This window comes from Amycolatopsis sp. WAC 01375 (assembly GCF_003947325.1).
In the GTDB taxonomy this organism is placed as follows: Bacteria; Actinomycetota; Actinomycetes; order Mycobacteriales; family Pseudonocardiaceae; genus Amycolatopsis.
The window spans coordinates 30,328-54,501 of the sequence record NZ_QHHW01000010.1 but is presented as its reverse complement, the minus strand read 5'-3'; the positions used below and the strand labels follow the sequence as shown (position 1 = coordinate 54,501).

General features: G+C 68.9%; 24 protein-coding genes. 11 read left to right on the top strand and 13 right to left on the bottom strand.

What is annotated here, in order from left to right:
- Nucleotides 1-71 precede the first annotated feature (71 nt).
- The 4 genes from DL991_RS02475 to DL991_RS02460 are packed head-to-tail and all read right to left on the bottom strand — an operon-like array spanning nucleotide 72 to nucleotide 3,303.
- Nucleotides 72-977, bottom strand: coding sequence for a haloalkane dehalogenase (locus DL991_RS02475; protein ID WP_125780512.1), 906 nt, complete (start codon nucleotides 975-977; stop codon nucleotides 72-74).
- A 55-nt stretch (nucleotides 978-1,032) separates the two neighbouring features.
- Complete coding sequence (locus tag DL991_RS02470; RefSeq protein WP_101611747.1) at nucleotides 1,033-1,485, bottom strand: DUF350 domain-containing protein; 453 nt, start codon at nucleotides 1,483-1,485, stop codon at nucleotides 1,033-1,035.
- 48 nt (nucleotides 1,486-1,533) lie between these two features.
- Nucleotides 1,534-2,700, bottom strand: a complete 1,167-nt coding sequence (locus tag DL991_RS02465; RefSeq protein ID WP_125780510.1) for a glutathionylspermidine synthase family protein — start codon at nucleotides 2,698-2,700, stop codon at nucleotides 1,534-1,536.
- Nucleotides 2,701-3,303 carry a hypothetical protein gene (locus tag DL991_RS02460; RefSeq protein WP_233598646.1) on the bottom strand — a complete coding sequence of 201 codons (603 nt, stop codon included), beginning with the start codon at nucleotides 3,301-3,303 and terminating at the stop codon, nucleotides 2,701-2,703.
- Between the two features lie 94 nt (nucleotides 3,304-3,397).
- Here DL991_RS02460 and DL991_RS02455 point away from each other — a divergent pair, with 94 nt between their 5' ends.
- From DL991_RS02455 to DL991_RS02440, 4 genes are all read left to right on the top strand, one after another.
- Entirely contained in the window at nucleotides 3,398-4,402 is a 1,005-nt protein-coding gene (locus DL991_RS02455; protein ID WP_125780508.1) for a septum formation family protein, read from the top strand.
- Nucleotides 4,403-4,406: 4 nt separating this feature from the next.
- Entirely contained in the window at nucleotides 4,407-4,757 is a 351-nt protein-coding gene (locus DL991_RS02450) for a metallopeptidase family protein (protein ID WP_007030570.1), read from the top strand.
- A 214-nt stretch (nucleotides 4,758-4,971) separates the two neighbouring features.
- Nucleotides 4,972-6,231, top strand: coding sequence for an MFS transporter (locus tag DL991_RS02445; RefSeq protein ID WP_125780506.1), 1,260 nt, complete (start codon nucleotides 4,972-4,974; stop codon nucleotides 6,229-6,231).
- Nucleotides 6,232-6,291: 60 nt separating this feature from the next.
- The gene (locus tag DL991_RS02440) at nucleotides 6,292-6,729 is read left to right on the top strand and encodes a hypothetical protein (protein ID WP_125780504.1); all 438 of its coding nucleotides are present in this window, start codon (nucleotides 6,292-6,294) and stop codon (nucleotides 6,727-6,729) included.
- Nucleotides 6,730-6,825: 96 nt separating this feature from the next.
- Here DL991_RS02440 and DL991_RS02435 read toward each other — a convergent pair whose 3' ends face one another.
- From DL991_RS02435 to pheA, 3 genes are all read right to left on the bottom strand, one after another.
- Entirely contained in the window at nucleotides 6,826-7,476 is a 651-nt protein-coding gene (locus tag DL991_RS02435) for a DUF4232 domain-containing protein (RefSeq protein WP_125780502.1), read from the bottom strand.
- 154 nt (nucleotides 7,477-7,630) lie between these two features.
- Nucleotides 7,631-8,251, bottom strand: coding sequence for a histidine phosphatase family protein (locus DL991_RS02430; RefSeq protein WP_125780500.1), 621 nt, complete (start codon nucleotides 8,249-8,251; stop codon nucleotides 7,631-7,633).
- Nucleotides 8,248-9,156 carry a prephenate dehydratase gene (gene pheA / locus DL991_RS02425; RefSeq protein ID WP_125780498.1) on the bottom strand — a complete coding sequence of 303 codons (909 nt, stop codon included), beginning with the start codon at nucleotides 9,154-9,156 and terminating at the stop codon, nucleotides 8,248-8,250. The genes DL991_RS02430 and pheA overlap by 4 nt, the downstream gene beginning before the upstream one ends.
- 97 nt (nucleotides 9,157-9,253) lie before the next feature.
- Between pheA and DL991_RS02420 the strand changes: the two genes are divergently transcribed.
- From DL991_RS02420 to DL991_RS42855, 3 genes are all read left to right on the top strand, one after another.
- A complete protein-coding gene (locus DL991_RS02420) occupies nucleotides 9,254-9,895 on the top strand; it encodes a macro domain-containing protein (protein WP_125780496.1) in 642 nt (213 codons plus the stop codon).
- A 157-nt stretch (nucleotides 9,896-10,052) separates the two neighbouring features.
- On the top strand, nucleotides 10,053-10,985 hold the full coding sequence (gene coaA / locus DL991_RS02415; RefSeq protein ID WP_125780494.1) for a type I pantothenate kinase: 933 nt from the start codon (nucleotides 10,053-10,055) through the stop codon (nucleotides 10,983-10,985).
- Between the two features lie 707 nt (nucleotides 10,986-11,692).
- Nucleotides 11,693-11,863: a hypothetical protein gene (locus DL991_RS42855; protein WP_199746198.1), complete on the top strand. Its 171-nt coding sequence runs from the start codon at nucleotides 11,693-11,695 to the stop codon at nucleotides 11,861-11,863.
- Nucleotides 11,864-11,881: 18 nt separating this feature from the next.
- Here DL991_RS42855 and DL991_RS02410 read toward each other — a convergent pair whose 3' ends face one another.
- The 5 genes from DL991_RS02410 to DL991_RS02390 form a co-directional block, all read right to left on the bottom strand.
- The gene (locus tag DL991_RS02410; protein WP_125780493.1) at nucleotides 11,882-12,298 is read right to left on the bottom strand and encodes a type II toxin-antitoxin system VapC family toxin; all 417 of its coding nucleotides are present in this window, start codon (nucleotides 12,296-12,298) and stop codon (nucleotides 11,882-11,884) included.
- Nucleotides 12,295-12,594 (bottom strand): type II toxin-antitoxin system Phd/YefM family antitoxin, encoded by a 300-nt coding sequence (locus tag DL991_RS02405; protein WP_233598645.1) that lies wholly within the window; start codon nucleotides 12,592-12,594, stop codon nucleotides 12,295-12,297. Before DL991_RS02405 ends, DL991_RS02410 begins: the two co-directional genes overlap by 4 nt.
- Before the next feature lie 59 nt (nucleotides 12,595-12,653).
- A complete protein-coding gene (locus tag DL991_RS02400) occupies nucleotides 12,654-14,210 on the bottom strand; it encodes a DUF1841 family protein (protein ID WP_125780491.1) in 1,557 nt (518 codons plus the stop codon).
- Between the two features lie 189 nt (nucleotides 14,211-14,399).
- Nucleotides 14,400-15,713, bottom strand: coding sequence for a hypothetical protein (locus tag DL991_RS02395; RefSeq protein ID WP_125780489.1), 1,314 nt, complete (start codon nucleotides 15,711-15,713; stop codon nucleotides 14,400-14,402).
- The gene (locus tag DL991_RS02390; RefSeq protein WP_125780487.1) at nucleotides 15,710-16,603 is read right to left on the bottom strand and encodes a nitrate- and nitrite sensing domain-containing protein; all 894 of its coding nucleotides are present in this window, start codon (nucleotides 16,601-16,603) and stop codon (nucleotides 15,710-15,712) included. Before DL991_RS02390 ends, DL991_RS02395 begins: the two co-directional genes overlap by 4 nt.
- Nucleotides 16,604-16,754: 151 nt before the next feature.
- Here DL991_RS02390 and DL991_RS02385 point away from each other — a divergent pair, with 151 nt between their 5' ends.
- From DL991_RS02385 to DL991_RS02370, 4 genes are all read left to right on the top strand, one after another.
- The gene (locus tag DL991_RS02385) at nucleotides 16,755-17,072 is read left to right on the top strand and encodes a nucleotide pyrophosphohydrolase (RefSeq protein ID WP_125780485.1); all 318 of its coding nucleotides are present in this window, start codon (nucleotides 16,755-16,757) and stop codon (nucleotides 17,070-17,072) included.
- Nucleotides 17,073-17,140: 68 nt separating this feature from the next.
- Nucleotides 17,141-19,663, top strand: a complete 2,523-nt coding sequence (locus DL991_RS02380) for a M14 family zinc carboxypeptidase (protein ID WP_125780483.1) — start codon at nucleotides 17,141-17,143, stop codon at nucleotides 19,661-19,663.
- Between the two features lie 9 nt (nucleotides 19,664-19,672).
- Nucleotides 19,673-20,299 carry a response regulator transcription factor gene (locus DL991_RS02375; protein ID WP_016330621.1) on the top strand — a complete coding sequence of 209 codons (627 nt, stop codon included), beginning with the start codon at nucleotides 19,673-19,675 and terminating at the stop codon, nucleotides 20,297-20,299.
- A gap of 135 nt (nucleotides 20,300-20,434) precedes the next feature.
- Entirely contained in the window at nucleotides 20,435-21,946 is a 1,512-nt protein-coding gene (locus DL991_RS02370; protein ID WP_233598644.1) for a hypothetical protein, read from the top strand.
- On the opposite strand, the gene DL991_RS02365 is transcribed toward DL991_RS02370, so the two are convergent.
- A complete protein-coding gene (locus DL991_RS02365) occupies nucleotides 21,906-24,104 on the bottom strand; it encodes a tetratricopeptide repeat protein (protein ID WP_125780479.1) in 2,199 nt (732 codons plus the stop codon). The two genes, DL991_RS02370 and DL991_RS02365, sit on opposite strands and share 41 nt — an antisense overlap.
- Nucleotides 24,105-24,174 lie beyond the last annotated feature (70 nt).

Below are 24,174 nucleotides of genomic sequence, written 5' to 3'. Positions count from 1 at the left end.
ATCTCACGCGCCCGATGCTAGGAAAGGACCGTTCCTGGCAAATTTCGCAAGGAACGGTCCTTTCCTAGCGTTCAGGAGTGGACGAAGCGGGCGATGACCTCGCCCAGCCGACCACCGGCGTCCTCCTGGAGGAAGTGGCCGGCGCCGGTGATCGTCGGATGCTCGAGCTCCCGGGCGCCGCGCATCGAGCCCCGCAGTTCGAGGCCCCACGGCGCGGTGATCGGGTCGCCGTCGGAGAACGACACGAGGAACGGCTTGTTCAGTTCGGAGAGCACCTTCGTCGCGGCGCGGTTGGCCGCCGAGGCCGGGTCGTCCGGGGTGATCGGCACCAGCGACGGCATCGCCCGCGGCGCGGCCTTGTACATCTCGTTCGGGAAGGGCGCGTCGTAGGCGGCGCGGACGTCTTCCGGGAGCTTGGTCTGGCAACCCGACTGGACGAACCGCCCGACGTCGAGGACCTGGGCGTTCTCGACGGTGTCGCGGAACCTGTGCCAGAGCTCCGGCATGTCCGTGTCGCCGGTGGGGAGGCCGGTGTTGGCCGCGACGACCCTGGCGAACCGGTCGGGGTTCTCGGCGACCAGGCGCAGGCCGATCAGGCCGCCCCAGTCCTGGCCGACCAGGGTGACGTCGGTCAGGTCGAGCACGTCGAAGGCGAACGCGCGCATCCATTCGACGTGCCGCTGGTAGGTGTGGTCGACCATGTCGCCGGGTTTGTCGGACCGGCCGAAGCCGACCAGGTCGGGCGCGATGGCGCGCAGCCCGGCGTCGGCGAGCACCGGGATGACCTTGCGATAGAGATAGGACCAGGTCGGCTCGCCGTGCAGCAGGAGGACGGGTGGCCCGTCCTCGGGTCCGGCCTCCACGTAACCCACTCTGATCACGCCGCCGTGAAGGTCGACGAGTTCCGCGTAGCGCGGCTCGAAGTCGAAATCGGGCAGGTCCGAGAACCGGTCGTCCGGTGTCCTTAAAAGGCGCACGACTCCCACGTTAGTGGGAATCGTGCGCCTATGCCGTTTTCAGGTGGTCAAGAAGTCACGAGATGCCGACGGCCACGACCAGGCCGAGGGCCAGGTGCGCGGCCGCGACCACGACGCTGACCGGGGCGAACTTCTCGCTCTCGATGGTCGAGCGGACGTCGATGCGGGTCGCCCACTCCAGCAGCCGGACGGCCAGCACCTGCACCACGATGCCGAGCAGGCCGTAGACCAGCGAGGTGATGAGGCCTTCGGTCAGGTCGCTGGCGGAGTTCGCGATCGCCACGACGACGATGAACGCCATCGACAGCAGGCCCGACGCGGTGACGATGACCGCGTTCGGCAGGCCGCGGCTGACCAGCTGGGCCAGCTTGCCGGGCGTGGTCCAGTCGATCGCCCAGAACCCGGCGAACATCAGCAGCAGGCCGACGACGCCGTACAGCAGGATCGCGCCGATCCCTCGCACGAGGTCGGAGCCGAACGTGTCGGACAGCGCAAGGGTGGTGGTCACAGGGGTTCTCCAGAAGTCAGGAATGTCAGGTTTGTGCGGTTGCTTCTATCACGACTCGACGATGCGATGCGGGACGAACGCCGCACCGTCGTCTGTGACGAGTCCTGCCGTCTCACGGATGCCGAGACCGGCGGCCTGGTCCCCGACGATCCACGCGCCGAGCGCGGGCCGGTAACCCTGGAACTCCGGGAGCGGGTCGAACGCCTGGTAGACGAACCCTTCCGCCCCGTAGACGCCGTCGGTCTGCGTCTCGTACCCGGTGGCGACGATCTGCACGTTCGCGCCCTCGCGGCCGAGTTTCGGCTTGCGGACGTACTCGGTCAGCAGACCGGGGTCGTCGGCGAAGGCGGGCAGCAGGTTCGGGTGCCCCGGATAGTTCTCCCACAGGAGCGCGAGCAGCGTCTTGTTGGAGAGGATCATCTTCCACAGCGGCTCGACCCACAGCGTGCGCGGCATGGTCTCGACGGCGAAGCGGCCGAACTCCTCGTCGACCACCCATTCCCACGGGTAGAGCTTCACCACGGTCGCCATCTGCGCTTCTTCGAGGTCGACGAACCGCTTGAGCACCGGGTCCCAGCCGATCTCCTCGATCGACAGGCCGACGGTGTCGAGCCCGGCTTCGGCCGCGGTCTCCTGCAGGTACGCCGTCGTCACGTGGTCCTCACCGGACGGATCGGCGGACGACCAGGTGAAGTGCAGTTCGTTCGAGGGCAGCTTCTCGGCGAGTTCGGCCCAGCGCTCGACCAGCTTTTCGTGGATCGAGTTCCACTGGTCGTCCTCGGGGAAGACCGTGGTCTTCCAGTGCCACTGCAGTACGGCGGCCTCGAGCAGCGAGGTCGGGGTGTCGGCGTTGTACTCGAGCAGCTTCGCCGGGCTCTTGCCGTCGTAGCGCAGGTCGAAGCGGCCGTAGACGTGCGGATCCTGCCGCTTCCACGACTCCGCGATATGCGGCCAGACCCACTCGGGGATGCCGAAGCGGTGGTACTGCTCGGTGGTCACCACGTTGTCGACGGCTTCGAGGCACATCGAGTGCAGCAGCTCCACGTCCGCCTCGACGGACAGGATCTCGTCCATGTCGAAGACGTAGTGGACCGACTCGTCCCAGTACGGCCGGGACTTGCCGGAGCCGTCGCGGGCGGGGGTGCCGAAGACCAGGCCCTGTTCTTCGACGATGTTCTGCCAGTCCCGCCGGGGCGGCTTGGAATCCCGGTACACCTACGAGCCCCCGCTCTTACCGCTGCTGCCGCTCTTGCCGCTGATGCCGAACCCGCCGCGCTGGACGGACTTGCCCGATTTGGTGCTGACGTTGGCCCCCGGCGGCGCGGTGTACGAACCGCCGGACACGCGCTGCCCGATCTGGCCGGAGCCGCCGTAGTTGTAGCGGTAGCTGTTGTAACCGCCACCGACGATCGGCATGAAGAAGAATCCGCCGGACGAGTAACCGCCGTGCGACCGGACGTAGTTCTCGTCGCAGTTCTGGTCGTCCTGGACGATCTCCGTGTCCTTGGTGGCACAGACCGCCGTGACCTCGTCCGGCTTCGCGACCGTGTAGAACGTCGCGACCAAGCCGACCAGGCCGACGGTCACACCGGTTCCGATCAGGATCTTCTTCTTGGTCGAAGACTTCTTCTCGGCGGCACGAGCGGCTTCGGCTTGGAGCACCTCCTGGCGCTCCTGCTCCGCCATTGCCTGCTGCCGTGCCCGCTGCTCGGCCAGCGAAGGCTGGCGCGCCTGCGTGCTGTCGTCCTGGAAGCGCATCGAGCCGCGCCTCGGCGGCTCCTGGGGCGGCTGTGCCCCCTGGTTGTCATCCTGCGTCATCGAAGCTCCGTAAATCGCCCTCGCCACGAACCCGTGTCCAACACTAACCACCCGGTACGCGCACCTTACGTGCGGCGCGGGCATCATGGAGTGGATGTCTCAACAGGCCGAGCGGTTCCGTGACCCGCGAAACGCGCTGAGCACCCTGCGCACCCGGCTCGTCATGGCCGGTGTGTTCGTGGGCGCGATCATCGCGCTTTCGCTGAGTGTGGCGTTCTCGTGGAATGTAGGCCCGGAAGGCGGTGCGGGCGGCGGCCCTCCCAAACTGTCCCCCGCCGCGGTCGAAGCGTTCCAATCTCCCCCGGGCACCTGCCTGACCTGGAACAACCCGGACGCCACCGACGCGCGGCGCGTGCCGTGCGGGGAGGCGCACCTGTTCGAGGTCACCAGCATCGTCGACATCGGCACGCAGTACCCGCCGGGGGTACCGAGCCCGAACCTGGAGCAGTGGCAGGAGATCTCCCGCTCCCGTTGCACCATCGACGTCAAGCCGTATCTCGGCCGCAACCTGGATCCGTACGGCAAGCTGACCATGAACCTGCTCCGGCCGACGCCCGCACAGTGGGCGGACGGTGACCGGCAGTTGCGCTGCGGTCTGCAATGGGCGGGTCAGGGCGGCAAGCTCCAGCCGACCAAGGGGCCGGCGAAGGAGCAGAACCAGTCGGCGGTGTGGGAGCCGGGCACATGCCTCGCGCTGCTCAACAACAGCTTCGGCGACCCCATCGACTGCGCCCAGCCGCATTCGTACGAGATGATCGCGACGATCGACCTCAAGACGAAGTTCAAGGACGGCTACCCGTCGCAGGAGCAGCAGAACACCTGGCTGGACACCGAATGCTCGACGGCCGCGCAGGACTACACCGGCAACGCGGATCTGGCGGCGAAGAAGCTCATCCTCAGCTGGGACGTCCGCGAGCAGGAGAGCTGGGACGCCGGGTCGACGCTGGTGAACTGCAAGGTGGCGGCGGTCCTGCCGGACGACAAGGGGCTCGCACCGGTCACCGGGAGCGTGAAGGTCGGCAAGGGCGACGCCCCGCCGTCGGAGAGCGGCCAGACGAGCCCGCCGGCATCCTCTTCGGCCCCGAAGACCGGAGGGTGAGCCCGTGCCCGTCGAGATGACCCAGCAACGCTTCGAAGAGCTGGTTTCGGAGGCACTGGACGAGCTCCCGCCCGAATTCGCGGACGCCATGGACAACGTCGTGGTACTCGTGGAGGAGTTCAACGAGGAGTCGCCCACGATCCTCGGGCTCTACCACGGGGTCGCCCTGACGGAGCGGACCCACGAATACGGCGGGGTGCTGCCGGACCGGATCTCGATCTACCGGCGTCCGCTGCTGCAGATGTGCGACACCGAGGAGGACGTTGTCGAGGAGGTGCTGATCACAGTGGTCCACGAGGTCGGCCACCATTTCGGCATCGACGACGCGCGGCTGCACGAACTCGGCTGGGGCTGAGCCGGTGGACGGGCGATAGCAAAGGTCCCTTGCTCCTCCGCGGCGGATTCCGCGCCGGAGGCGGCATGGTCGGTGATCTTTGTGCGTCGGGCACCAGGAGTTCTTCGGATTCTTAACTCGGTGTAACAACCCTGCCACTTTGGGCGACAGCCCCGCTAAACTTTTCGACACGTTGTCGTCGGCCGGCGCCGGCGGATGCCTGGGGAGGCGGTGCATGGCCGAGTCGACGGTGCGCGGGAGGGGTGACCGCCGGTTGCGCTGGCTGCTCGCCTCCAGCGCGGCGTCGAACCTCGGCGACGGGATCGGCAAGGTCGCGTTCCCGCTGCTCGCGGTCACCCTGACCCGCGATCCGCTGCTCATCGCCGGTCTCTCCGCGACCCAATTCCTGCCGTGGCTGCTGTTCGCGCTCCCGGCGGGCGCGCTCCTCGACCGGATCGACCGCCGGCGCGCGATGATCCTCGCGAACGGTGCCCGCGCGGTGGTCGTCGGCGGGACGGCCGTCCTGGTCGCGATGGGCGGGGTGACGATCTGGGCGGTCTATGCCGCCGCCCTGCTCATCGGCGTCGCGGAGGTGGTCGCCGACAGCGCCGCGAACGTGCTCATTCCGGCGGTCGTCGGCAAGGAATCCCTCGACAGTGCGAACAGCAAGCTCCAGGCCTGCGAGATCGTCGGCCAGACCTTCCTCGGCGGGCCGGTCGGCAGCGCCACCTTCGCGCTCTTCGCGACGTTCCCGTTCTTGCTCAACTCGGTGGGTTTCGCGATCGCGGCGGCCGTGCTGATCGGCCTCGCCGGAAGCTACCGCCCGAAGGCCGCGGAAGGCGGCACCACCGACCTTCGCGCCGAACTGGCGGAAGGTTTCCGCTGGTTAAAGGGCAACCGGCTGGTCCTGCGCCTGGTCGTCATCGCGGGACTGATCAGCCTGGTCAGCGAACTCGCGCAGGCACAGCTGGTGCTGTACGCGATCGAGTACCTGCGTCTCAGCGAAGCGGCCTTCGGGCTCTTCGCGCTCGTCGGCGGCATCGGCGGTCTGCTCGGCGCGGCCATCGCCCCGCGGCTGGTGAAGGCGACCGGTCGGCGCGCGGTGCTCCTCGGGGGCACGGCCTGCTGCGGCGCGGCGTTCACCGGCATGGGCCTGACGACCTCGCCGGTGGCGGGCGCGGCGCTGTTCGGCCTGTTCGCGGCGGCCGTCGTCGCGGTGAACATCGTGCTCGGGACGGCGCGGCACACGCTCGTCCCCGGCGAACTGCTCGGCCGGGTCCTCGGCGTGTGGCGCACCGTCGTCTGGGGTGCGATCCCGATCGGCGCCCTGCTCGGCGGCGTCCTGACGCACGTCCTCGGTTCCTCTGCCCGGACCTTCCTCACGTCCGGGCTGCTGCTGTTCGGTGTGGCCGGTTTCGCAGTCGTCTCGTTACGCCGAGGAGCCTTCGGTGACGAATCGGCCACGGAGGTGCGGGTTCTCCACCAAGACCGGTGAAAACAAAGGACTTTGGTGCTGAAATAGCCCATCACCGCCACTGGTGACGGGAGGTCCGCGATGCAGCAGACACTGGTGCCGGAGGCCGGCGTGGGGACGACAGAACCTTCCAGACGCCCGCAAGTGCTCACCGCGGTCGCCGGTTTCGTGATCGGTGGCGGCGTGATCGGCATGCTGTGGGCGCTCTCGGGCGTCAACGCGGGAGCCCTCGAAGACGCGCAGGACGCGTGCCGGGCACTGGCCAGGGTCGGCACGATCCCGGACACCACCGACTCCGCGCCCGGCGAACGGACCGTCGCCGTACTGGCCCCCGAAGTCCTGCACCGGATGACGGCCGCCCGCGAACTCTCCGCCGCGGCGGCCGCCGCACACGACGCCTACCGGCCGCTGGCCGACCACATCGACGGCGCCAGCCGGATGGTGTTCAGCCTGCACTTCAACCAGATCGCCGGTCATCGGCATCTGGCGCAGGCCGAACAGCTCTGCACCCAGCTCTAGCCCGTGTCCTGTGAGTCTGTTCGATGGGCTTCGTGATCCAGGTGGTTCCTGACGGTGCGGGCGCGGAGACCGCGAACACGACTTGCAGGACACGGCCTAGCCCTTGTGGACGGTCCTGACGGTCAGCTGGTTGCCGGGGATCTTCCCCGCGCAGCCGAGGCCCTGCACCGGCACGAAGTTCGACGCCGTCTCCTGCGGCAGGTACACCCGCAGCCCTCGGGTCTCGGTGGGCTTGCAGACTGCCTCGTCGTAGTTGCGGACGTTCACGAAGCCGACGTCCGCGACCGCGCTCTCGCCGTTGCCGAGCTGGACCGGCGCGCCCTTCTCGCCGTCGCGGAACGCGGCATCGCCGACCTGGTGGCCGTCCGCTCCGGTCACGTACGAGACGCCGGGGAAGCCCTGGATGGTGCACGAGTGCCCGCTCGCGTTGGTGATGACGAGCTTCCGGTACACCGTGCCCGCGGCGGCGTCACTGTCCTTGACCGACAGTTTGACGTCGCCCGACTTGCAGAGCCCGTCGTTCTTCGGTGCCTGCGCGGGCGGCTGGACCGGTTGCGGGGACGGCGCCGGGCTCGACGAACTCGCGCTGGGCGCGACCGAGGTGTCCGGCGCCGAAGTGGACGGTGACGCGGATGTGTTCTGCGCGACGGGCGCGGTCTGCGAGCCGCAGGCGCTGAACAGCAGGAGTCCGGCGGTACCCGCGACGAGACCGCCGATGGAGATCATCTTCGAACGAACCATGGTCATTCGCCTCTCTCTGCCGGACGTTGCCGGGTGACCCACCAATCAGTAGACGTGTTGTCCGCCGTGCGGGTTGCGCTCCTCCGGTTAATTCCCCACAAGGTGTTAATCGATCTTGTGGGGCGTGTTCCCCGGCGGGCGTGGAGGCAAACGTTCCTGGTCAGGCCTCGACGGGGGCGCCCGCCCAGGTGAGGCAGGTCCAGCCGGTGGGGTTCGCGACGAGTTCGACGACGCCGGTGTTCGGGATGAGGCCCTGGTTGGCGATCTCGGCGGTCACGTTCCCGGCGAGCCACTCGCCGCCAAGCCGGATCGCGCCACCGTGGCTCACCAGCACCACCGTGCCGTCGGGGTCGGCCTGCTCGTGCTTGGCGCGCAGCCGGGCGACCGCGTCGAGCATCCGGGTGCGGACCTGCGCGCCGGTCTCACCGCCGGGGATCGGCGGGTCGAGTTCGCCGAGGGTCCACCGGCGCACGACGCTCATGTACGTCGTGACCGAGTCCTTGTCCGTCTTGCCTTCGAGGTCACCCGCGGCGACCTCGTGCACACCGTCGAGCACCTGGACCTCGAAGCCGAGCTCCGCGGCCAGCGGCGCGGCGGTCTGCTGGGCGCGGACCGCCTGCGAGGCGTACACCGCGACGATCGGCTCGCCGTCCAGCCGCGTCACGAGATCCCGGGCCTGCTCGCGACCCAGCTCGGTGAGCGGCGGACCGGGCAACGCGGTGTCGAGCGCTCCTCGCACGTTGCCCTCGGTCTGGCCGTGGCGGACAAGGAGAAGTTTCACGCCTGTACTCCCTTCCGTACCGACTCGACCCAGTCGATCGCGCCGGTGAAATCGTCGTTGGCGGCACCCTGCTCGATCTCGGTCGTGCTCCCATCCGCGCGCGGATGGGAGCCGAGGAACCGCACGTTGCTGCACCGGCGGCGCAACGCGGCCAGCGCGTCGCCGATCCGGGGCTCGGCCACATGCCCCTCGAAGTCGATGAAGAAGCGATACTCGCCGAAGTTGTTCCTGGTCGGGCGGGCGTCCAGCTTCGTCAGGTTGATGCCGCGGACCGCCAGTTCGGTGAGCAGTTCCGCCAGCGCGCCCGTCCGGTTCGTCGCGGCGGCGACGATCGACGTGCGATCGGCCCCGGTCGGCTCCGGCAGCACGCCGGGCGCGCGGACCAGCAGGAACCGCGTCTTGGCGTCGCGGACGTCGGCGACCTCCGTGGCCAGCACGTCCAGCGGATAGTGCTCGACGGCGACCGGCGCGGTGACGGCGGCGTCGAACTCGCCGGCGTCGACCGCGACCGCGGCCGCGGCGGTGGACGACGTCGCGACCGGATGCGCGCCGGGGAAGTTCGCTTCGACCCAGTGCCGGACCTGCGCGAGCGCGTGCGGATGGCTCGCCACGGTGCGGATCTCGGTCGTCCCCGGCCGGGTCAGCACGCTGAAGTGGACCGGCAGCAGCACCTCCGCCACCGCGACGAGCGGCTCGGCCTCGCTCAGACTGTCGAGGGTGGCCGTGACCGCGCCCTCCACGGAGTTCTCGATCGGGACGCAAGCCGCGTCGGCCGCACCCGAGCGCACCGCGGCGAGTGCCGCCGGGATGGTCTCCGCGGGGATCAGCTCCTCACCGGGGGCGAGCCGGCGCGCGGCCTGTTCGGTGAAGGTTCCCTGGGGGCCGAAGTACGCGATCCGTGACACCCCGCCAGATTACGCACGACACGAGTGGCGACTTTCACTCGGACAGCCGGTACGCGCACCGGTTACGCCGGGTGCCTTTTTTTGCCATGCTTAGGGCGTGACCGCCGAACCGGGCACGCACACCGGCCATGACGACGTCGGCTCTTCGTTTCCTCCCCTGCCCGACCGTCCCACTCCGGAGCTGGTGCTGTGCGCCGTCGATGACCTGCTCGCGCAAGCCTGGACCACCGTCGCCGACACCGTGGACGGCCGGGTCTTCGTGCACCGCGGGTCGGTGCTCGACGTCGTCGCGCAGGCCGTCGTCAGCCCCGCGAACTCCTACGGCTGGATGCGCGGCGGCATCGACGCGGTTTACGCCCGCGCCTATCCCGAGGTCGAGCAGAACGTGCGCAGCGCCGTCCTCGCCTACCACGGCGGGGAGCTCCCGATCGGCCAAGCGGTGATCGTGCCCACTGGCGAGGCGGAGCCCGCCTGGCTGATCAGCGCGCCGACGATGCGGGAACCCGGCGAACGCCTCCCGCGCGACACCGTGCACCCGTACCTCGCCGCCAGGGCGGTGTTCCAGCAGTGGCGCGACGGCAGGCTCGACCAGGGCCGGGTCCGTGATCTCGTGCACACGATCGCGATGCCGGGACTCGGTACCGGCGTCGGCGGGGTCGCGCCCGCCTCCTGCGCCCGGCAGGTCGCCGCGGCATGGGACGAGGTCTTCACCCCCGGCCGTCCTCGTCACGGACGGTAACGCCCCGAAGCGGGCTACATCACATCGCAGCGCGTTCACGAGCCGTAAGCCCTACCGTTAAAGCGGCTTCATCCGGTTCGAGGCACGTTCACCCGCCGAGAACTCGTCAACACGGTTTTGTACGGCGCCAGCGCTGGCGACGGGCGAGGAGTGTGCGATGCCGCGGGTCCGTGAGCTCAGTCCCTACGTCGAGCTGCACCGTGAGCAGTGGCGCGAGTTGCGCAGGTCGACTCCCCTGCCGCTGACCGCCGCGGAACTGCTGCGGCTGCGCGGTCTCGGCGAACAGGTCGACCTCGCCGAGGTCGCCGAGGTCTATCTGCCGCTCTCCCGGCTGATCAATCTCCAGGTCGCGGCCCGGCAACGGTTGTACGAAGCCACCACCACCTTTCTCGGCGAAGACAGCCGGGGCACCAAGGTGCCGTACATCATCGGCATCGCCGGCAGCGTCGCCGTCGGCAAATCGACCACCGCGCGCATCCTGCGCACCCTGCTCGCCCGCTGGCCGGATCACCCCAGGGTCGACCTGGTCACCACCGACGGATTCCTCCACCCGCGTGCGGAACTGGTCCGGCGCGGGATCATGCACCGCAAGGGTTTCCCGGAAAGCTACGACCGGCGGGCGCTGCTGCGGTTCGTCACCGACGTGAAGTCCGGCGCGGAACGGGTGAGCGCGCCGGTGTACTCGCACCTCGCCTACGACATCCTTCCCGACGAGGAGCAGGTCGTTCAGCGACCCGACATCCTGATCCTCGAAGGACTGAACGTCCTCCAGCCCGGCCCCCGGCTCACCGTCTCCGATCTGTTCGACTTCTCGATCTACGTGGACGCGCCGACGACCGACATCGAACGCTGGTACATCGAACGCTTCCTCAAGCTGCGGCACACCGCCTTCGCGGATCCGGCGTCACACTTCCACCACTTCGCCGGCCTCCCGGACGACGAGGCCCGTGCCGAGGCGCGCCACCTGTGGCGCACGATCAACGAGCCCAACCTGATGGAGAACATCAAGCCGACACGGCCCAGGGCGACCCTCGTCCTCCGCAAGGACGCCGACCACGCGATCAACCGGGTCCGCCTGCGCAAGCTCTGACGGGTCACTGTCCCCAGTGCATGAAGGATCCCTTCCTGTACCTAGGCGCCAGGGGCCCGGCAAAGTCGCATGGCCGCTGGTCGGTGTCGCTCTTGACGTGGGGGGTGTCGTGAGTGTTTTGGGTCGTTAGAACGACACTTAACACTCACGACCGCCTCCGCCACTCCAGCCCCACTTGACCAGCGGTTAGGCAACTTTGCCGGGACCCTTGCGCATAGGTGCAGAAGGGGTCCCTCATGTACTGCTGCGCGGGCAATGGACGCAGGCCGCGGTTGTCGTGAGTGTTTCGGGTCCCTGGGGCCGACCGTGTCTCAGCTACGTACTTGCCGTGCTCAGGTGATGGACGACTCGCGGCGGGACGCGACCGCAAGGCTTTGACTCACGACCCTGCGTGATCGGGCACCCTCGGATTCTCTACTCACGGCGAGCGTTCACGACGACTTCCAAGATCACGGAGCCGGAACCCGATCACCAGGGCGAATTCCGGCTGTTCCCTCACAAGGACCAGCCTTCGCACCACTGGCGAGCCGATCGTACGAGCCGGTCGCGCACCGCCACGGGCGGGCGGCGCCCCTCGGCCGATCGGCCGATCCACGCTCAGTACGTGTAACCGGTTGGCCGATACCGGCGACAGCCCCCCGACGCGACCCTTGTGTCAGGGGTTCACGAGGTCTCGAAAAGGACCTTGAGCAGGGAGGAGGGTCACGATGTTCTCGATCATCCTGACCTGGATCGGCTCGATTCTCGGCCTCGCTCTCTTGGTGGCCATGGCCGTCGGCGCCTTCTTTGTCGACTTCGACGACGCCCGCGGGGACCGCCGTTGGAAGAAGCCTGAAGTCACGGAGAGCAAAGGCACCCCGGCCGCACCTCTGGGCTGAACACCGGGCGAAGACGGCTCAGTCGAACGGATTGTGCAGCTGCGCACCGAGCCCGGCCATGTCGGCGAGGTTGCGGGTGACCAGGGTCAGCTCGTGGACCCTGGCGGTCGCGGCGATCAGCCCGTCGATGGACGGCACTTTCCGCGGCGCGTACTGCCTGCCCCATTCGGCCGCGATTTCGGCGGTCACCGGAAGGATCCGTTCCGAGAACTGCGTGGTGAGCCCGGCCAGCCAGTCGGCCAGCGCGTCCACCCGTTCCCTGTCCTGATCCCCTCGATGCCTGAGTTTGCTGATTCCCCTCTCGATCTCCCCCACGGTCAAAACGCTCAAATAGAGCCTGCTCGACGAAACCCCGCCCCACCACCGGGCGAAACCGGGGTTCTGGCTGCGGCGCCGAGCTTCGGACACGATGTTCGTGTCCAGCAGAAAGCTCACCCGCTGACCTCCGCGACATCTCTCGGCAGGTCCTCGGCGCGTTCGGCGGCGATCTCCTCCAGCACGTCGGCCAGCGCCTCCCCGTACTCGGGATGGTGCTGCTCACCGGAGAGCACGAGCTTGAAATCGACGGCTTCACCGCCTCCGGCCAGCCTGCGGTAATCCATGATGTCCAGCACCACGGCCACCTCTTCCCCATGTTTGGTGACGAACTGCGGCCCCTCCGCCGCGGCCCGGCGCAGCAGCTCACTCAGCCGCTGCTTGGCGTCCTGCACTTGCCAGGTTGCTGCTTCCATCTAGACAGACTAGACGGAACGAGGAGGGTTGGCAAGGATGTAGCCGGGGAAACGGCTGGTCAGGCGAGTTCGCCGAGCGCCTTCCGGTAGTCGTCGACGTCGTAGTCCATCTCGTGCTCGCCGGTTTCGGTCAGCTGGGCGGACAGCGCGTCGATGAGGCGGTCGAAGATCTCGTCGCGTTCCTGCCCGGTCTCGCTCAGCCGCCGCACGGCCTGCCAGACCTCGGCGGGCTCGTCGGCCCAGAGCTGGTCGACGATCGTGGTCTTGAGCGCCAGCCGCATCCTCGGCTCGCCGTCGAAGGTCTCCTCGGCCAGCGCCTCGTGGTACTCGGGGTGTTCGCCGATCACCAGCAGGCGACGCTGTTCGGGATCGGCGGGCTCGAGTTCCAGTTCCTCGTCGCCGATCTCCGTGTAGACCGTCGGGACGGCGAACATCCGGCGGGCGAGGGCTTCCGCGAGGTCGGCCGGGTCCTCGATGCCCTCGGAGCCGTCGAAGTAGACGTCGAGCGTGGAGTCCTCGTCCTGCGCGAACTCCTCCAGGAACTCGGTCGCGCCCTCGAGCAGCGCCACGCGTGCGGCCTCGGGGAGGCCCGCGCGGTCGGCGGCCCAGGTGACCCACCCGAGCACGGCGGGCTCCAGCGCGTCTTCGTACGCCTCGTCGATCTCCACCTCGCCGTCCAGCAGCGACTCGAGGAACCGGGCGAGCTTCTCGGGCCCGACGCGCAGGGGGCTGCCCGGCTCGGTCGCACAGCCGTGATCGACGAGCAGGCGCGCGTAGAACCGCGTCGCTTCGGTGTCGTCCACGAGCCCGGATCCGATGAAGTCGGCGACGACCTCTTCGCGGACCTGCTCGGGCCATTCGGTGACCTCGGGCGAAGGTTCGGGAGCGGGAAGCGCCTGGATCCAGGCCAGCGCGAGCGCGTGGAACCGCGCGTAGTCCTCGCTGACGTCGGGCTCTTCGACGACGTCAGTCGCGGCCAGCCCGTCCGCGAGCAGCTGGTGGGCACGCTCGGGCAGCACCCGCTCCAACGTGACCAGCTCCGGGTCGTCGGCGGCCTGCTGACGCATTTCGGCCAGCACCTCCTGCGGCTTGTCGACCACGACGACGTCGCGGATCCGGCCGCCCTCGGTGAAGTCGACCAGCGCGAGCAGCCCGTGCTCGACACCGCCGCGCGAGAAAACACAGAGAAGAGAGGACTCGTCACCGAAGACGTCACCGGTCCGCCAGCAGTCCCCGACGGTCACCGCGGCCAGGTCGCCCGCCCATTCCGGCTCCGGGATCCCCCGCGCCAGCACCGTGTTCAGCGCCGCGCCTGCCGCCTCACGCTCCTCCTCGGTCTCGGCGAAGACCCGCAACCCGGCCAGCAACGCGGCCGCGGCGGGCGTGATCTTCCGCTCGGCGAACGCGATGAGGTCCATGCCGAGCGGCTGTTCGCCCTCCTCGACCTCGATCTCCCACCACTGGCCGAGCACCTCGGAGGTCAGCAGTTCGACGTCGAGCACCTCGGGTTCGGCACCCAGGGTCGAGAAATCGCGGAGGACGTCCTTGAAGAGGCCCGTCACACTCGGAGTGGAGGGCTGGGCTGCCTTCTTGCGGGCACGGCTGACCGGACTCATGGCGACATGTTTTCACGCGGGTCCGGCCGGGCTCGTCGCGGTGGTCCTGGGCGCGAAACACGGTGTCCCGGACGCGGGCGGACACCGGTTTTCCGGACCACCGCGACGACAACGGCCCGCCAGAGTGGCTCGACCTGCTTCGCCGGGTTTCCTCGGTTCACTTCGAATAACGAAGGGCGGCGGGCGCGGTTACGCCCTGACCGGTTTCGGAATCGCGATCCTCGCCGCCTTGACCTCGGCGATCAGCCGCGTCTTGCGTTTGTGTATTTCCACCAATGTGTTCAGGTACGAGCTGAATTCTTCAGCCGTACCGGCCTTTTTGTGCACCGTGCGCAGTTTGCGGAGTTGCCGGGCCGCCGCACGGTAGGAGTTCGAATCTTTCCGGGTGATCAATTCTTCGACATGGTCCCGATACACGGGAATGGTTTCGGCGGGATGGGCGACGGAACGCGAATCCGCGAGTTCGACGCGCACCGGCAAAGAGGCCTCGAAACGCACCGCCGCCCGCCATGCCTCGTCGGCGCGATCCTCGCCGAGAAGCGCGCGGACGAGTTCGTCGGCGGCCTCCGTGCTTTCGGCGGCGAGCTCGCGCAACCGGGCCAGCGCGGTCTTCCGTTGCGCGACCCAGCGCCCCGTTTCCAGCGACTCCTCGCGCAGGGCGAGGTAGGTCACGGCCACGGGATTCTCGTCGAATTCCTTGCGCGACAAAGGAACCGGCTCCTCTTCGAGCGGCGGAGCCTCCTCCTTCTTGTCGTGCGTGAGTGCCCGCGCCGCGTGCGCGATGGCCTCGCTGTGCCGGCCCGCCGCGCGCAACACGCGCACGATCTTGAGGCTGACGTCGACCCGCGGCGGCTTGGCGGCGAGGATCGCGACGAGCGCGTCGACGTCGCCGGACACCTCCGCAAGCTCCTCGCGCAACCGTTCGGCCGTCTCGCGTTTCGCACCGGACGGCTGCTCGGCCAGCACGCTGTCCACAGTGGATCGAATTCGCGCGAGCCCCTTGTCTCCCAAGGCGGAGGCGAAGTCGGCCAGCTCGATGGCGGGCCAGCCGGGACCGTCGAACTCGACTTCGAGGATCCAGGCGGCCAGGCTCTCCGGATCCGGCGGGCGCGCGACGCAGGCCCGCGCGTACAGCTCGACGGCCCTGTCCAGCCTGTCCGCGACCTCGCCTGAAGTGTCGTCGATCTGCTCCAGCATCTCGCTGATGTCGTCCACGGTCCGGCGGGCGAGCGGGGCGAGGTCGGCGCGGCTGCCGGCGTCGAGAAGTCGCTGCAGCGTGTCGAGGACGGAGCCGACCTTCGCGGCGTACTCGACGTTGCCCGCCATCACCGCGGTGTCGAGTAGACGGTGTGCCTCGGCGAGATCACTCCCCTGGGTGGCGAAGCGGTTCTCCAGGGCCTGTCGTAACACAGGGTCACGCTCAGCGTGGGCGTGGAGCAGCTCCGCCAGCGTTTCCGCGTCCAAAGTACGCAGGTAGGGGCGCAGATCCGTCGGGGAACTCACCCGGACAAGTCTGCCCGACCGGTTCGCCGACTCGTGTGGGCCAACAGCGTGCTCTTTTCGGCGTAATCGCTCACCAGGTGTGACCAGGCCGGTGGCGTCGCTTCGAGCCGCGAAGGGCAGCGGATGATCGGGATCGGGAGACGGCAGGCGAGCTGCATGGCGATCGCCATCACCACCCCCGCGAGCAGCGAAATCGCCGAGGCGGCGGCGAGGGCGCCACCCAGCACGCGGCGTCCGCCGTCGATCGCGAGCTGCGCCGAATGCTCGATCTGCCGCGCGGTGAGGTCGCCGAGGGTCCGGCCGACGACGCCGGCCGAGGCGCGCCAGGCATCCTGGCCGACGGGCGGCGGCGTGGCCGCGCTCAACGCGGTCTCGACCGCGCCGAACCGGCCCCAGTCCTCGCTCGCGACGAGATCACGGTAAGTCCGGCGGCTACTTTCCGTCATCTTTCCGGCGACCGCGTCGAGCCTTGACCGGTAGGCACCGACGGCCGCGGCGTAGTCGTGCCTCCCTTCGTCGTCGATTCCGGCGACCGCGAGGGAATCGCTGCGGTCCAGTCCTTCGAAGGCGGTGAGCAGTTCGACGGCGATCGTCTGCTGATAGCCGACCTCGGCGTCGGGAGCGGCCCGTGCGATCTCGCGCAGGGAGGAAAGCGAGGTGTCGATGCGATCGGCGTACGCGGTGTAGGTGGCGGAACGGGTGCCCGGCACCTGCAACGCGACCGACCGCTCCCGCTGCAGCGAGGCGATCCCCCGGCTCGCCTCGGCCATGGTGACCGCTCCGGTTTCGGCGTCGTCGCGGTCCTGAATTGCTTGCTGAACAAGGAATCCGCCGATGAACAACGCGACGAGCACCAAGGCCGCGCTCGGCACGAAGGCGATGGAGAGCATGCGAGACCGAAGGCTTCGCTGATACGTCAAGACTTTCCTTCCGGATCGGTCTCCCGACGCCGAGCGACGTTATGCAATTTGCACTTTGCACGTCAACGCTCGTCCGCCATACGGCCGTTAGCGCACCGTGACGATCTGGTAGGCACGGCATGTGACTCTCGACGACCTCGACCAGCGCCTCCGCGACTTCGCCGCGGCACGCGCCTGGGAACCTTTCCACACGCCGAAAAACCTGGTCATGGCCCTGTCCGGCGAAGTCGGCGAGCTGACATCGCTGTTCCAGTGGCTCACCCCGGAGGAATCCGCGGAGTGGCGCACCGACCCTGAACTGGCACACAACGTCGTCGACGAGATCGCCGACGTCACGCTGTACCTCCTCCAGCTGGCGAACAGCCTCGGGGTGGACCTGATCGAAGCGGCCAACGCCAAGATCGACCGGAACGAAATCCGCTTCCCGGCGCCCGATTAGACGCCTTTCGGAGCTTGTAGGGCGTTCGATCCGCGGAAAGACTGAGCCGACGTCCCTGGAGGTGGCCCTTGTCGCGTTCGGCTCGCACCGTGGTCCTGGCCCTGATGCTGTCCCTGAGCGCGGTCGCCGCGCCGTCGTACGCGGCGCCACCGCCGACGTCGCCGCACCGGGAACCCGGCAACGGGCCGGAACGCAACGACGTCGCCGCGACCGACCCGCCGATGAGTGCCGCGCGGGCCGCGGCGGGCGAGAACGTCGCGGGCGACCGTTCCGGTTATCCGCGCAAGACCAAGCTGCGCGTGTACCCGGAGAACACGGCCGACAAGTCGATCAAGCTCGGGCTCGCGCCGTATCACGCGATCGCGCCGAAGCTGAACGCGTTGCAGGCGCGCAGCGATCGGATCTCGGTCGAGATCGCCGGGCAGTCCGGTCTCGGCCGCGACCTCTACCTGGTGACGCTCACCGCGCCGGAGCATCCGGGTGAGACGCGGCGGCAGGACGCGTGGCGCTCGCTGATCGAGAACGACCCGGCCCGCGCCGCGCGCGACCCGTTCCTGCGCCACGGCTACAAGGCGCCGGTGTGGATCAACAACAACATCCACGGCAACGAATGGGAAGGCACCGACGGCGCGCTCCGCGTCATCGAGAAGCTGGCGACGTCGAACGATCCCAAGACCGCCGAACTGCTGAAGCGGAACCGCTTCTACTTCAACGTCACGGCCAATCCGGACGGCCGCGTCGCCGGCACACGGCAGACGTCGCAGGGCTTCGACCCCAACCGCGACTTCGTCACCGCGTCGCAGCCCGAGGTGCGGGCCATGCGCGGGATCGCCATCGGCAAGCAGCCGCTGATGATGCTGGACGAACACGGCTACGTCGAGAACACGCTCATCGAGCCGACCACCCCGCCGCACGGCCAGAACTACGACTTCGACCTCTACATCAAGCACGGCTACGCCAACGGCCTCGGCATGGAGAAGGCGGTCAAGGCACTCGGACGGCCGGAGACGGCGAAGCCCGAGATCCCGTTCCGCGATTACGAACCCGGCAGCTGGGACGGCTGGGCGCCGATCTACACGGCCCAGTACGCGATGTACCACGGCGCGGTGTCCTTCACGATCGAGATCCCGATGCGGGTCAACAACGCGGACTACGAGGCGCAGCCGGTGCCGGAACTGCGGCGGCGCGCGGTGATCAACACCGAGGTCGTCGAGGCCACGATCGGCAGCACACTGGACTACGTCGACCGCAATCGCGGTGAGCTGATCGCGAACCAGATCGAGATGTTCCGCCGCGGCGGAGCCGGCGAAGCGCAGCGTGAGATCCCCGACGGGTTCGTGCCCGGTTTCGGGCAGGAAGACCGCTACCGCACGGAGTTCCCGCGCGCGTACGTCATCCCCAACGGCGCGGACCAGCGTTCGGGCGTCGCCGCTTCCCGTCTCGTCGACCATCTGGTGGCCAACGACATCCGCGTGCGGCAGGCGGATCGCCCGTTCTCGCTGGCCGGGCGCCGGTATCCGGCCGGTTCGTACCTGGTCGACATGCACCAGCCGAAACGCGGCCTGGCGAACGTGATGCTGGAGCAGGGCAGCGACATCTCGGCGAAGGTGCCGGTCATGTACGACATCTCCGGCTGGAGCCATCGCCTGCTGTGGGGCGCGTCGGTCGACATCGTGAAGCAGGGCAGGCTCGACGTCCGGGCGCACGACGTCGTCGCGGCGTCGCCGACCGGCGGCATCGACGCCGCACCCGGCCGTGACCTCGCGCTGAAGCTCGTCGACGGCAAGGACGTCAGCGCCGTCAACGACCTGCTGAACCGAGGCCTCGCCCTCGGCCGCACCGACGACGGCACGATCGTCGTCCCCGCGTCGGCGCGCCCGGCCGCCGCCGAGGTGGCGGACCGCTACGGCGTCCGGTTCACCGAGGCACGCGGGACGACGACGCCGTTGACCCGCAAGACGATCGCCGCCGCCGTCGGAGCGGACGAGCTGAAAGCACTGCGTGACATGGGCTTCGACGTGCGGCCGGTGTCGGCGTCGGTGCTCAACGCCGGCTTCGACTGGTCCAAGGTGGACCTGCTGTTCGTCTCTTCGGGACTGCGGTACACCGACCTCGACCCGGCCGCGAAAGACGCCTTACGCGCCTTCCTCTCCCGCGGCGGCGTGGTCACCCGCGGCGCGACGGGCGCCCGTTTCAACACCGACGTGGGACTTCTCGAAGCGCGTCCGGTGGAGGGCTGGGAAGACGGGAACGGCGTCGTCTCGGTCGTCAACGGGACCGGCCCGGTCGGCGGCGGCGCGCTGCCGGACTCGTTCGTCTACGGGCCGTTCTGGTTCACCGATCTCGGCTCCTCGGTCAGTGTCGAGCAGCGCTACGCGAGCGGGAATCCGCTGGTCGCGGGGCATTGGCGGACGAAGGACGACGGGACGGGCGGGCCGCTGCAGGCGGCGGGACAGGCCGCGGTCGTGTCCGGGACCTCGGGGCTCGGCGGGCGGGCGGTGCTGTTCGGCACCGAGCCGCTGTTCCGCGATCACCCGAAGGGCTTGTACTCGCAGGTGGCGCGGGCGATCTACTGGGCGGCCGCGAAGTAACGTGGGGGTATGCCGATCCAGGTGCTGCTCATCGACGACCACGAGGTGGTGAGGCGCGGTCTGCGTGACCTCCTCACCGACGAGCCCGACATCGAGGTCGTCGCCGAAGCGAGCGGGGTCGACGAGGCCCTGGCCGTGGCGATGCACGTCGAGCCGGACGTCGCGGTGGTCGACGTGCGGCTCGGCGACGGTGACGGCATCGCGCTCTGCCGTGAGCTGCGCTCGAAGCCGAATCCGCCGCAGTGCCTGATGCTGACCGCGTTCGACGACGAGGAGGCCATGGTCGGCGCGATCATGGCTGGCGCCGCCGGGTACCTGCTGAAACAGGTCCGCGGTCAGGACGTCGTCAACGCGGTCCGTGAGGTCGCGGCCGGCCGGTCGCTGCTCGACCCGCTGTCGACGGCGCGGGTGCTCGACAAGCTGCGTCATCCGCCCGAGGACGAACTCGGTTCCCTCACCGAACGCGAGCGCGAGGTGCTGGACCTGATCGGGCAGGGCATGTCGAATCGCGAGATCGCGGAGCGCCTGTTCCTCGCCGAGAAGACGGTGAAGAACTACGTGACGTCGGTGCTCGCGAAGCTGGGCATGCAGCGCCGCACGCAGGCCGCGGCGTGGATCGCGCGCCGGGACAGGTAGTGCGCGAAAAAGGTACCCCCCCCCCCGTCGTTTTGGGCGAAGGTCCCGGTTGATCCCGAGTACGACCAGTGGCTCACCATCGGCGTCGAACGCAAGGTCCTGGTCGTCGTCCGCACCGTCACGACGCTGACCAGGTTGCTGGACATCCTGTCGCTGATCGAGAACGACCGCCGTCTCCAGCTGGTCTTCACCTACGACGCGGACAGCACCGCGATCTTCGGCGCCGGCGTCCCCGAATTCCTCGGCACCCTCCGCGCCTCGGTCGTTCCGTGGCGGCAAGCCGTCCAAAGCCGCTTCGACCTGGTGATCGCGGCCAGCGAGAACGACGATCTCCATCTCTTCGACGCGCCGATCGTGCTGGTGCCGCATGGGATCGGCTACCAGAAGTACTACCCGCGGAGCCGGACGGTCGCCGGGATGAATCCGGACCGGCTCGTCCGCGACGGCCGGGTCGTCCCCGCCATGGTCGCGCTCTCCCATCCCGAGCAACGTGCCCACCTGCGGGAAGCGGGCTCGGACGCGGCGGCACGCGCGGTGATGGTCGGGGATCCGTGCCATGACCGCCTGCGCGCGGGCATCCATCGCGCTCCCGCCTATCGCGCGGCCTTCGGGGCTTCCGGCCACACGTTGGTGGTCATCGCCTCCACCTGGGGGCCTGGTTCCCTGCTGGGGACCGTGCCCGATCTCCCGCTGCGCCTGGTCTCCGAACTCGAGTACGACGATTACCGCTGCTGCGCCGTGCTCCATCCGGGAATCACCTCGGCTCACAGCCCCTGGCAGGTCGACGCGTGGCTCTCCGAAGCGCGGCAGGCGGGCCTTCAGGTGCTCCCGCCCGAAGCCGGCTGGCAGGCCGCGCTCACCGCCGCTTCGTGTGTCATCTCGGACTTCGGTTCGCTGGCGCTGTACGCCGCCGCGGTCGACCGGCCGTTGCTCCTGATCGGCGACGGCGGCGAAACCATGGTTCCCGGTTCCCCCATCGAAGCGCTCGCCGAACGGACCGCGCGGCTCGATCCGGACGACGCGCTGGGGCCGCAGATCGATCTCGCGATCCGGCGGCACAGCCCCGGTGACCACGCGACCGTCGTCAAACAGGCCGTCGGCGCCGCGGACATGTCCGCCGAGCTGCTGCGGCCGTGGCTGTACCGGCTGATGAAGCTTTCCGAGCCCGCCACCGAAGCCTCGTTCCCGCCCCACGAGGTCCCCGACGTCGCGCCGCGGGAGGTCGCCACCTTCGTCGTCGGCGCGGAGGAGGCCGGGCCGACGGTCAGGATCATGCGGTTCCCGAGTACCGGCCGACGGCACGACCTCGCGGGCAAACACCTGGTGGCGCACGAAACGCGGGCGACGCTGCGACAGCTGTCCGGCGCGGCGATCGTCTACCGCAGGCTGGAGGACCAGGAAGCCGAGGGCTTTCCCCAGTGGTCGGAGGAGATTCTCCGGCAGTGGCCGGACGCCGCCGTGGCCGCGGCGACCGTCGGCAGGAGCACTTGCCTGGTCCGCACCCGTGACGGTGGCCGCCGGGAGCTGACGCTGACGAACCCTTCCATCGACCCGCTGATCGCCGCCTCGCTGGCGTACCTCGGCCGGTTGTCGCCGACCGAATCGCTCAAGGTCGGCGACCGGCCGGTGACGATTCGAGTGCGGTGAAATACCGGTCGGCCCGGGGGTGACCGAGCTGAGTCGCGTCGTAGGCGAGACTCCCCCACACCTCGATCGCGCCGGGGTCACGTTCGGCGGTCATCAACCGTGCCTGTAGTTCCCTGAGTTCCCAGGCGTACTGGGTGGCTCGCTGCGACACCAGCTGATTCCACGCGGAGCCGAAGCGTGCCCGCGCTTCGGGAAGCTCGCCCAGCGCCAGGTAAGCGTTGGCGTAGACCATCTCGATCCGGGCCTGATTGCGCCCCTCGGCGGTCATCGTGCCGAGGACGGCGATCGCTTCGGCCGGTTCGCCGAGCTTGATCAGGACGTTCGCGAGCATCCGGGGATGGATGGCGAGAGCGGGGCCGTCTTCGAGTTCCATGCTGAGCGCGCACGCGAGGCGGAGCCGGCGGGCGGCCTCCGAGAGTTCGCGCTCGATCTCCGCTTTCCCGGCCTGACGATGGACGAGCAGATCCGCGCGCTCCTCGTGGAACCGTCCCCGGAACTCCGCCAGCGACGCCCGCAGCGTGCGCCATCTGCGGTCCGCGATGCCCACCGCCGGGCCCGCCAGGATCTCCGCCGCCCGGTCGAGATCCTCCAGCGCGGCCGGGAACCAGCGAGCCAGGTACCGGGCTTTGCCCCGCATCATCAACGCACGCGGCAGCTGACCGGGCTTCGCGTCCTCGTCCGCCTCGACGGCTTTGACGGCCCAATCACTGATCTCGACGAATTCGCGCCAGTACCAACGTTTGTTCACCAGCGCTTCGAAGGCCCCGGCCAGTTGCAGGGTTTCCTTGTAGCGGCGACGCAGACAGGCGAGCTTCACCAGCTCGCCGATCAGCGACCGGTGCCATTCCAGCCAGTCGATGTGATCGACCGGCAGTTCCCAAGTCCGCTTCGGCGGGACGACGTAGGTGCGCAGACGCCGGGGGTTCTCGCGGAAATCCGCCGCGACCGCCGTGTCCCGGACGTAGGCGAGCAGCCGGTCGAAGGCCGCGTCCCGATCCGCCGGTAGTTTGCGCGCGTAGTGCCCCACAAGGATTCTGAGCGAATACCAGTCACCGGACTGAACGGTCAGCTGCGCGGCGATCAGTTCGTCGAGGACCTTCGGGTCGCCGGTCATCGCCGCCGCGGTGGCCCGGGTGAAGAAGCCACCGGGATGCTCGGCCAGCAGAGCACAAGCCTCGGCAGCGGCATCGGAAAGCCGCGCGAACGTCCGCCGCATGGAATCCTGGATGGCGCCTTCGGCGTCGACGACACCCGTCGCGCGATACTCGTCGAGCAACGTCGCCACCGGCCGGGTTTCCCCGGCACGACCGGCGAGGGTGACGCCGACCTCGCGGAGCGCGAGGGGCATCCGGTCGCAGAGGCCGATCAGCTGATCGGCCTCGACCGGTTCGTCCAGCGGCCGGACCTTGCCGCAGAAGTCCACGAGCAGCTGACGAGCACCTTCGACGTCGAGCCCGGACAACTCGATCGCGGTGGGGTCACACGCTTTCAGTTCGCGGCTGTACACCGAAGCCGTCGCCAGCACCAGGCTGGTGCGGAACCGGGTGAACAAGGCCGGCTCGGCCGCCAGCCGGACGTCGTCCAGGATCAGCACGAACGACCTGGTGACCAGCACGGACAGGAACTGCCTGTCCAGCTGCTCGTCGTCGACCGGGATCTCGCCGCGGGGGATCCCGAATTCTTCGAGCACGTACCGTTTCACGGCGGCGGCGTCGAATTCGTCGCCGTCGCGATACCGGGCGAGCGGCACCTCCACCCGGCCCGACGGGAAGTCTTCCTGGACCCTGTCGGCGATCTGGCGGGCGAGTTCGGTCTTTCCCGAACCGCCAGGGCCGACGATCAGTTTCAACCCTGTCCGCGGCGGGTCGGCGAGGATGGCGAAGTGGTTACGGAAGTTCTCGATGCCGGCCGTCGCCGTCGAAGCGTTTTCGGCGTGGAGTTCCGACACCGCCTCGATCAGGCGATCCGCCCACTCCTTGTCCGCGCGGGCGACGGCGAGGGCACGGGAACTCAGCGTGTCCTTTCCGGACTTGCCCGTCCCGAGCCGTTCCCTGAGCAGCGACACGACGTTCCGCCCGGCCGTGGACACGGCGCCCACCGCCGAGGTCGCGGCCGCTTTCGCGGCTTCGTCCACGACGACCTGCAACAGGTCAACCACGGCCTCCCCCTCACTCAGCCAAGAACGCCACGGTAGCAGCGGGGCGACCGAGCGTCACGCATCGTGAACC